Origin of the sequence: Kitasatospora sp. NPDC047058, assembly GCF_040643935.1 — a bacterium.
Lineage (GTDB): Bacteria > Actinomycetota > Actinomycetes > Streptomycetales > Streptomycetaceae > Kitasatospora.
In genome coordinates, this window is record NZ_JBEYVJ010000280.1 from 1 (window position 1) to 9,651 (window position 9,651).

A 9,651-nucleotide genomic window follows, 5' to 3' on the forward strand; every position below is an offset into this window, starting at 1 on the left:
GACCGCCGACCCCATGCCTGAACAGCAGAAACGCAGCACTCAAGCCCGGAAAGACAACAGCCACTGAGCGGCTCGTCAGAACTCGGCAGAAGCGATGGAAGAACTCGATGGTGCCGGCGATGTCGAGCGGCTGGCGGCGGTTGTTGAGCATCCACCGGGTGGCGCGCTCGACCAGCCGGCGCGAGTGCAGCCGCATCTTGGTCTGGGCACGGGCGGAGACCTTGTTGTCCAGGGCCTCGATCTCGGACCAGATCTCCTCGAGGCCGAAGACGGCCCGCGCGGCGGTGTGCGTCCGGGCGATCTCCTCGTACGTGGCGCCGGTCTCCTCCTTCAGCCGGAAGGCGAAGGTGCAGCCACCGCGGTTGATCGTGTCGTTGACGATCAGCGTGGTGACGATCTCGCGGCGCAGCGCGTGGTTGTCGATCGCCTCGGCGAACTTCGCCCGCAGCGCGCTCGGGAAGTAGTCGTGCAGCGCGGTGCGGAAGAACGGGTCGTCGGGCAGCTCGGTGGCGAGCAGCTCGTCGGCCAGCGTGATCTTGGTGTAGGCGAGCAGCACGGACAGCTCGGGCTGGGAGAGCCCGCGGCCGCCCTGCTGGCGCTCGCGGATCTGCCGCTCGGCGGGCAGGAACTCCAGTGCCCGGTCGAGCTGCCCGCCCGCCTCCAGCCGGTTGATCATCCGGGAGTGGACGTTGACCATGCTGTGGGCCTGGGCGACGGCGTTGGCCAGCACCACGTTCTGCGCGTAGTTGTTGCGCAGGACGAGGTGGCCGACCTCGTCGGTCATCTCGGCCAGCAGGGCGTTGCGCTGCTTCACCGTCATGTCGCCGTCGGCGACGATCTGGTTGAGCAGGATCTTGATGTTGACCTCGTGGTCCGAGGTGTCCACGCCGGCCGAGTTGTCGATGGCGTCGGTGTTGATCCAGCCGCCGGTGCCCTGGGGGCCGCCGGCCGCCGCGTACTCGATGCGGCCGAGCTGGGTGCAGCCGAGGTTGCCGCCCTCGCCGACCACCCGGGCCCGGACCTGCTCGCCGTTGACCCGGATGGCGTCGTTGGCCTTGTCGCCGACCTCGGCGTTGGTCTCGGTCGAGGCCTTGACGTAGGTGCCGATGCCGCCGTTCCAGAACAGGTCGACGGGCGCCTGCAGGACGGCCTTCATCAGCTCGGCCGGGGTGAGGCGGGCGTCCTCGATGCCGAGCACGGCCCGGACCTGCGGGCTGAGCTGGATCGACTTGGCGCTGCGCGGGAAGATCCCGCCGCCCGCCGAGATCAGCGACTTGTCGTAGTCGTCCCAGGAGCTGCGCGGCAGGTCGAAGAGGCGGCGGCGCTCGGCGTACGAGACGGCCGCGTCCGGGTTGGGGTCAAGAAAGATGTGCCGGTGGTCGAAGGCGGCGACCAGGCGGATGTGCTCGCTGAGCAGCATGCCGTTGCCGAAGACGTCACCGGACATGTCGCCGATGCCGACGACGGTGAAGTCCTCGCTCTGGGTGTCGACGCCGAGCTCGCGGAAGTTGCGCTTGACCGACTCCCAGGCGCCGCGGGCGGTGATGCCCATGCCCTTGTGGTCGTAGCCGGCCGAGCCGCCGGAGGCGAACGCGTCGCCCAGCCAGAAGCCGTACGACTCGGCGACGCCGTTGGCGATGTCGGAGAAGGTCGCGGTGCCCTTGTCGGCGGCGACGACCAGGTAGGTGTCGTCCTCGTCGTGGCGGACCACGTCGGCCGGGTGGACGACCGCGCCGCCGACCAGGTTGTCGGTGATGTCCAGCAGCGCCGAGATGAACGTCTTGTACGACGCGATGCCCTCGGCCAGCCAGGCGTCCCGGTCCACCGACGGGTCCGGCAGCTGCTTGGCGACGAAACCGCCCTTGGCGCCGACCGGCACGATGACGGTGTTCTTCACCATCTGCGCCTTGACCAGGCCGAGGATCTCGGTCCGGAAGTCCTCGCGCCGGTCGGACCAGCGCAGGCCGCCGCGGGCGACCTTGCCGAAGCGCAGGTGCACGCCCTCGACCTGCGGCGAGTACACCCAGATCTCGAACGCCGGGCGCGGGGCCGGCAGGTCCGGGATGGCCTTCGGGTCGAACTTCATCGACACGTAGGAGTGCCACTCGCCCGTGCCGTCGTGCTGGAAGAAGTTGGTCCGCAGGGTGGCCGTGATGAGGTGCAGGAAGGAGCGCAGGATGCGGTCCTCGTCCAGCGAGACGACCTCGTCCAGCGCGCCGGCCAGCTCCTCCAGGATGCCCTCGGTCAGCTCCAGCGCACCCGAGCGGTGGCTCGGGCTCAGCCGGGCCTCGAAGAGGTTCACCAGCAGGCGGGTGGTGTGGGTGTTGTTGCGGAGCGCGTCCTCCATGTAGTCCTGGGAGAACGTGGAGCCCGCCTGGCGCAGGTACTTGGCGTACGTGCGCAGCATCATCGCCTGGCGCCAGGTCAGCCCGGCGGTCAGCACCAGCTCGTTGAAGCCGTCGTTCTCGGCCTTGCCGGTCCAGGTGGCGGCGAAGGTCTCCTGGAAGCGCTCGCGCGCCTCGTCGGTCAGCTCGACGGCCTCGCGCAGCCGCAGGCCGAAGTCGTACACCCACGCGGTGGTGTGGTCCGAGCGGGTCAGCGCGTACGGGTGCTCGTCGAGCACCTCGACGCCCAGGCGCTGCAGGACCGGCAGGACCTCGGTGAGCGAGATCGGGCCGCCGACCCGGTAGATCTTGAAGCGGCGCTCGTCGTCGCCCGCGCCGACCGGCTGGTACAGGTTGAGGCGGAAGTCGCCCTCGCCGTGCAGCGACTCGATCTGCTTGAGGTCGGCGACGGCGGCACGCGCGGTGAAGTCGGCGCGGTAGCCGTCCGGGAAGGCGTTGGCGTACTTGCGGGACAGCTCGGCGGCCCGCTCCTCGCCCAGCTCCAGGTGCAGCTGGTCGTTGAAGCCGTCCATCCAGAACCGGGCGGCCTCGGCGAGCTTGCCCTCGATCCGCTCGACCTCGGCGTCGGTCAGGTGCGGCAGCTCGCTGCCGGGGGTGACCCGGACGACGAAGTGCAGACGGGTCAGCACGGACTCCGTCGACCACACCGTGTAGTCGATCGAGGCGCCGTTCAGCTCCTGCATCAGGATGTCCATCAGGCGCAGCCGGATGCGGGTGGTGTAGCGGTCGCGCGGCAGGTAGACCAGCGCGGAGAAGTAGCGCCCGTACTCGTCCTGGCGCAGGAACAGCCGCAGCCGGCGGCGCTCCTGCAGGTAGAGCACGCTGGTGGCGATCTGGAGCAGCTCGGCGGCCGGGGTCTGGAAGATCTCGTCCCGGGGGAAGGTCTCCAGGATCTGCAGCAGGTCGCGGCCGTCGTGGCTCTCGGTGGAGAAACCGGAGCTGGTGATGACGTCCTGCACCTTGCGGCGGACCACCGGGATGCGGTTGACCGACTCGGTGTAGGCGGCGGCCGAGAAGAGGCCGAGGAAGCGGCGCTCGCCGACGACCTCGCCGTTGGCGTCGAACTTCTTCACGCCGACGTAGTCGAGGTAGGCCGGGCGGTGCACGGTGGCGCGGCTGTTCGCCTTGGTGAGGACGAGCAGCTTCTTCTCGTGCGCCTTGGCGCGGACCGGGGCGGACAGCCGGCCGAAGGCCTCGCTGACCGGGTGGTGGTCGTCGTCGTGGCTGAGCGGGTCGGAGCGCAGGATGCCGAGGCCGGTGCCGGCGACGGCCTTCAGGACCTCCTCGCCCTCGTGCTCGACCAGGTCGTACTCGCGGTAGCCCAGGAAGGTGAAGTGGTCGTCGGCGAGCCAGCGCATCAGCTCCCAGGCCTCGCCGACCTCCTGCTCGGGCAGGTGCGCCGGGGGCTGCTCGGCGAGCTCGTCGGCCAGGCGCAGCGAGGAGTCGCGCATCTTCGACCAGTCCTCGACGACCTCGCGGACGTCGCCGAGCACGCGGCGCAGGTTGGCCTCGATCGAGCGGAGGTCCTCGCGGTCGGTCTCACGGTCGATCTCGATGTGCATCCACGACTCGACCACGGCGTCGGCGGGCCACTCGGCTCCGGCGGCCTTGCTGCGGGCGCAGGCGTCGATGTCCAGGATCTCCAGCAGCTTGCCGGTGATGTCACGGCGGACGACCAGCTGGGGGTGGATCACGATGTGGATGCCGCGGTCCTGGCGGGACAGCTCGTTGGTGACCGAGTCGACCAGGAAGGACATGTCGTCGGTGACGACCTCGACCACGGTGTGGCCGCAGGACCAGGCGTTCTCCTCGACCGAGGGGGTGTGCACCCGCACCTCGGCGGTGCCCTGCGGGCGCTTGAGCCCGAGCCGGTAGTGCGAGGCCGCCGCGCCGTACACGTCGACCGGGTCGCGGTCGACCAGGTCCTCGGCGGCGGTGTGGAGGTAGTAGTGGTGCAGGTACGCGGTCAGAGCGCCGTTGCTCAGCCCTTCACCCGGCGCCGCTCCCCCCACCTGGCTGTTCTCAGCGGCTGCTGCTGCCTTCTTGAGCAGTTCGGCCTTGGCTGCGTCCAGCTTGGTCTGCATGACTTCTTGGCTCCTGTCGCGCGCCGTTGCGTGACTCGGTGGTGTGTGGATGTGCACCGCCGGGTCTACCGCAATCCTGCCGCACCGACCGGCTGAAAGGCCCTCATGGCACGCATGAAACGCCTCTGCAGCGGGTAGGACGAGACGTTCGGCCTGCAGACACCCGACGACGCCAGCCAGCCTAACCGGATCAATCGAAGGTGTCAGGGGACAGGTAGGCACAAACCTGCAGGAAGATCCGTCCGTCCTGGACACCATGTCCAAACCGGCTGGTCGTGTTCGCCATCAGCAGGAACGCCGTCGTGCCGGCGCCCTGCTCCGTGCTCACCCCATGTGCGGGTAGCCGTACGCGGTCGGCGGGACGAAGGTCTCCTTGATCGAGCGGGCGGAGGTCCAGCGGAGGAGATTCTGCGCGGCGCCCGCCTTGTCGTTGGTGCCGGAGGCGCGGCCGCCGCCGAAGGGCTGCTGGCCGACCACCGCGCCGGTCGGCTTGTCGTTGATGTAGAAGTTGCCGGCCGCGAAGCGCAGCTCCTCCACCGCCCGGGCGATGGCGTAGCGGTCCTGGGCGATCACCGAGCCGGTCAGGCCGTAGGGCGCGCCGGAGTCGACCCGGCCGAGCACGTCCTCCCAGCGGGAGTCCTCGTAGACGTGCACGGCCAGGATCGGGCCGAAGTACTCGGTCCGGAACATCTCGTTGCGGTGGTCGGAGGAGACCAGCACGGTCGGGCGGACGAACCAGCCGATCGCGTCGTCGTACTGGCCGCCGGCCGCCAGCTCCACGGTCGGGTCGCGCCTGGCCCGCTCGATCGCGTCGCGGTTCTTCTCGAAGGCCCGGCGGTCGATCAGCGCGCCCATGAAGTTGGACAGGTCGGTGACGTCGCCGACGGCCAGCGCGTCCACCTCGGCCAGGAAGTCGTCCTTGATCCGCTGCCAGAGGCTGCGCGGCAGGTAGGCGCGGGAGAGCGCCGAGCACTTCTGGCCCTGGTACTCGAAGGCACCGCGGACCAGCGCGGTCCTGAGGATCTCCGGGTCGGCCGAGCGGTGGGCGAGCAGGAAGTCCTTGCCGCCGGTCTCGCCGACGATCCGCGGGTACGTGCGGTAGCCGCCGATGTTGGCGCCGACGGTCTGCCAGAGCGACTGGAAGGTGGCGGTGGAGCCGGTGAAGTGCAGCCCGGCGAGGGCCGGGTCGGTCAGCGCCACCGGGGAGACCTGGAGGCCGTCGCCGGTCACCAGGTTGATCACCCCGGGCGGCAGGCCGGCCGCCTCCAGCAGCCGCATCAGGTGGTGGGCGGCGAGGGTCTGGGTCGGCGCGGGCTTCCACACCACGGTGTTGCCCATCAGAGCGGGCGCGGTCGGCAGGTTGCCGGCGATCGCGGTGAAGTTGAACGGCGTGACCGCGTAGACGAAGCCCTCCAGCGGGCGGTGGTCGGTGCGGTTCCACACGCCCGGCGAGGACACCGGCTGGTCGGCCAGGATCTGGCGGGCGAAGTGCACGTTGTACCGCCAGAAGTCGATCAGCTCGCAGGCGGAGTCGATCTCGGCCTGCTGGACCGTCTTGGACTGGCCCAGCATGGTGGCCGCGTTGAGCGTGTCCCGCCACGGCCCGGACAGCAGGTCGGCGGCGCGCAGGAAGACCGCCGCCCGGTCGTCGAAGGAGAGCCAGCGCCACTCCCGCCCGGCCGCCAGCGCCGCGTCCACCGCGGCCCGGGCGTCCTCGCGGGTGGCGTTGCCGAGCACGCCCAGCTTGGCGGCGTGGTGGTGCGGCTGGACGACCTCGATCCGCTCGCCGCCGCCGAGCCGCTGCTCGCCGCCGATGGTCATCGGCAGCGGGATCTGCTCGGCGGCCAGCTCGTCCAGCCGGCGCACCAGCCGGGCCCGCTCCGGACTGCCGGGTGCGTAGTCGTGCACCGGCTCGTTGCCCGGGGACGGGACCTGGGTGACTGCGTCGATGGGCATGGCGGCTCCGCTCGTCCTGGTGGCCGGGGCCACGGGCGGCCCGGCTCGATCCAGCCTGACGAGCGGCGGGCCGGTTCGCCCGTTCAGACACGCCACCGGCGGACGTGGTCCGCGCCACTCCGGCCGCCGCGCCGGGGGCGTCCGGGGTCAGGCCGCGATCCGCCCGGCCAGCTCGACCGCCTCGGCCAGGCTGTCCACCACCGGGACGCCGACCGGCTCCAGCTTCGCCCGGGTGTGCGAACCGCCGGTGTACAGCACCGCGTGCGCGCCGGCGTTCAGCGCAGCCAGCGCGTCGTCCGCGGCGTCGCCGATCAGCACCGTGCGGGCCGGGTCCACATGCTCCCCGAGCGCGGCCAGGTGCCGGGTGAGGTGCCCCGCCTTCTGGCCGCCGGCCGGGCCGCTGCGGCCGTCCACCCGCAGGAAGTGGGGGGTCAGCCCGAAGCCGTCGACCACCGGCACCAGCTTCTCGTGCTCGTACATCGACAGCAGCGACTGGCTGTGCCCGGCCGCCCGCCAGCCGCTCAGCAGCTCCACGGCGCCGTCGGTCAGCCCGCAGGCCCCGCTCAGCTCGCGGTAGCGGTCGTGGAAGGCGTCGTCCAACTGCAACCACTCGGCGTCGGAGGGCATCCGGCCGAGCAGCCGCTGGTAGAAACGGGGAATCGGGATCTCGTACTGCTCCCGGTACTCCTCCATGGTCATCGGCCCGACGCCGATGGTCGCGAAGGCGGCGTTGCTCGCGCCGAGCACCGCTTCCATGTCGTGGAAGAGCGTTCCGTTCCAGTCCCAGACGATGTGAGTGCGCACGCAGGGAACGGTAACCCCGGACACCGACAGGCCGGTAGGACGGGGCTCACGCCCCGGCGCACCGACCCGCCCCGGTCCCCGCCCGCTCACGCCAGCAGGGAGGGGATCTCCTGGGTGGCGAACCAGAGCAGGTCGTGGTCCTCCGCGCCGTCCACGGTGAACTGGGCGTCCTGGTCGCCCGCGTCGGCCGCCGCCACCGCCGCGACCGCCGCCTCGACGTCCGCGAGCACCTCCGCGTCGGCCACGTCCGCGTGCACCGCGGCCGCCTTCGCCAGCTTCACCGGGCCGGCCAGCACCACGCGCCCGAGCGAGGCCTGGTCCTGGTACTCGTCGCCGGGGAACGGCTTCACCGCGGAGTCGGCGACGTCCAGCGCCACCACCACCCGGCGGCGCGGCGCCTCCGGGTCCTCCGCCAGCAGCCGCAGCGAGGACTGGGCGGCCCGGTTCAGCGCCGCGTACTCCAGCTCCTCCAGGTCGTCGCTGACGTACCACTCGCGCAGCGCGGGCGTCACCGCGTACGCCGCGGACTGCTCCAGGGCACCGCCCGGGTGCGCCGCCGCCAGGCCGGTCAGGGTGGTGGGCACGTACACGCGCATCGGTGGCACTCTCCGGTTCGTCCAGCGGCACAGCTTCCAGCGCCCCCAAGAATAAGCGCCGGAACGGCGCCCGTGATCACGTCCTCACTCCCGTCCGCGCCCCCTGTGCCGGGCGCGCCGCGGGCCCGGAGGTGTCGCACCGGCCTCACCGCACGCCGTCCAGGGCCGCGCGGCTGGTCCGCAGGGCGCTCTCCAGCACGGCGCCGCGGCGGGCCGGGTCCATCATGTTCGGCCCCATCACCGCCAGGTCGGCCGGCGTCGGCGCGAGCAGGTGAACCCGGACGCCGCTCGCCCGCAGCAACCGGGCCTCGCGCATCAGCTGCCTGGTCACCGCCCGGCGGTAGCGGCCGACCACCTGGGCGAGCACGCCGTGCGGGCGGTCCCGGGCGCGCCGTTCGCGCAGCGCCGCCAGGGTGCCCCGGCCGGGCCGTTCCGGCGTGGCGGACGGCGCGCGGGGGTCCAGCCGCAGCGCCATCGGGGCGAGCACGAAGACCTCGTCCAGGCCGCGCCCGAGCATCAGGTCCGCGTTGGTGGCCGACCAGCAGCCGCCGTCCACGTACGCGGAGCCGTCGACGTGGACCGGGGTGAACCAGCCGGGGATCGCGCAGGAGGCCATCACCGCCTCGGCGACCGCCGCGGGCGGGGCGCCCGGGTCGCCGAAGACCACCCGGCGGCCGCTGCGGTAGTCCACCGCGGCCACCCGCAGGGCCGAGCCGTCCGGGAAGCCGCCCGGGCCGAGCAGCCCACGCACCAGCTCGCCGACCGGTGCCAGCGAGCCGCGGCCGTGCGGCGCCATCGCCGAGACCATGGTCAGCAGCGGGTACTCGCGCGGGTGCCGGACGGCGTCCCGGAGCAGGCCCGGCGAGCCGATGCCGGCCCGCGGGCGCGGGGGCAGCGCGCCGCCGACCGCGGTGTCGTAGTCGAAGTCCACCCCGGCCAGCCTGCCGGTGATCACCGGCAGGCCGCGCTGGTGGTCGCGGAGCTGGTCGGCCCGGACCCCGCCGACCAGCAGGGCGCCGAGGATCGCGCCCGCCGACGTCCCGAGCACCGCCTCCGCAGCGCCCGGCTGCCAGCCGACCGCCTCCTCGACGGCGCAGAGCGCGCCGACCGTCCAGGCGGCGCCGAGCATCCCGCCGCCACCCAGCACCAGACCGCGGCGGGGGGTGCCCTCGGCGGGGCCCGGCCCGGCCTCCCGTGTCTCCGGTACCCGTGTCGTCATGCCGGCCGCCTGTCGTCGTCGGGGCGGGTGTCGTCCCTGCCGTGCGCTCGGTCCTGCGTGGCGCCTCCCGGGGGCGGGTGCGGGCCCCGGCGCCGGGGTCGCCCGGGGTCCGGGGGTCACCGGTCCGGCTCCGATCGTGCGCGCCGACCGGCCGGCCGCGCAACGCCTGGCCGGGGCCGCGCCACCCGTCCCGGCGAACCCGGCCGTCCCCTTTCGGGCCTTCCCATCCGCTCCCGCACGTCAATCCGGCGCCCCGCGGACGGCGTCACGAGCCGTTGCCGCACAGGCCGGTTCACCCGGATAGGTGAACTTCCGGGCGGCCCCCGGGCGCCGGGGAACCCGGTTGCCGCCCCGCGCGAGGCGCCACTACCAAGGACCCGTCCGCACCCGCACCACCCGCCGTCGAGGAGCCCCGATGACCGCCCGCCCGACCCCGGCCGGCCCGCACCGCGCCGACCCGCAACACTCCGATGCCCGCGGCACGGACACCCGGCACCCCGATCCCCGGCTCGCCGGGCCGCCGCACGGCGCCCGCCTCGGCCGGTCCGCCGCACCGCCCGTCCACCCGCAGCACCCGCGGGCCGGCG

General features: G+C 72.6%; 6 protein-coding genes. All 6 read right to left on the bottom strand.

Annotation, left to right across the window (positions count from 1 at the left end; translation table 11 throughout):
• On the bottom strand, nt 1–4,489 hold a 4,489-nt coding region (locus ABZ885_RS29615), incomplete at its 3' end, for an NAD-glutamate dehydrogenase (RefSeq protein WP_360195130.1).
• 190 nt (nt 4,490–4,679) lie between these two features.
• Nucleotides 4,680–4,817: a hypothetical protein gene (locus ABZ885_RS29620; protein ID WP_360195133.1), complete on the bottom strand. Its 138-nt coding sequence runs from the start codon at nt 4,815–4,817 to the stop codon at nt 4,680–4,682.
• Nucleotides 4,814–6,439 carry an L-glutamate gamma-semialdehyde dehydrogenase gene (gene pruA / locus ABZ885_RS29625; RefSeq protein WP_360195145.1) on the bottom strand — a complete coding sequence of 542 codons (1,626 nt, stop codon included), beginning with the start codon at nt 6,437–6,439 and terminating at the stop codon, nt 4,814–4,816. The genes ABZ885_RS29620 and pruA overlap by 4 nt, the downstream gene beginning before the upstream one ends.
• 153 nt (nt 6,440–6,592) lie before the next feature.
• Complete coding sequence (locus tag ABZ885_RS29630) at nt 6,593–7,249, bottom strand: HAD family hydrolase (RefSeq protein ID WP_360195136.1); 657 nt, start codon at nt 7,247–7,249, stop codon at nt 6,593–6,595.
• Nucleotides 7,250–7,335: 86 nt separating this feature from the next.
• Nucleotides 7,336–7,845: a hypothetical protein gene (locus ABZ885_RS29635; protein WP_360195139.1), complete on the bottom strand. Its 510-nt coding sequence runs from the start codon at nt 7,843–7,845 to the stop codon at nt 7,336–7,338.
• 145 nt (nt 7,846–7,990) lie between these two features.
• Nucleotides 7,991–9,064 carry a patatin-like phospholipase family protein gene (locus tag ABZ885_RS29640; protein WP_360195142.1) on the bottom strand — a complete coding sequence of 358 codons (1,074 nt, stop codon included), beginning with the start codon at nt 9,062–9,064 and terminating at the stop codon, nt 7,991–7,993.
• Nucleotides 9,065–9,651 lie beyond the last annotated feature (587 nt).

Bases quoted from the DNA above. Each gene is read 5' to 3' on its own strand.
- ABZ885_RS29640 (WP_360195142.1), bottom strand. From the start codon at position 9,064: ATGACGACACGGGTACCGGAGACACGGGAGGCCGGGCCGGGCCCCGCC.
- ABZ885_RS29635 (WP_360195139.1), bottom strand. From the start codon at position 7,845: ATGCGCGTGTACGTGCCCACCACCCTGACCGGCCTGGCGGCGGCGCAC.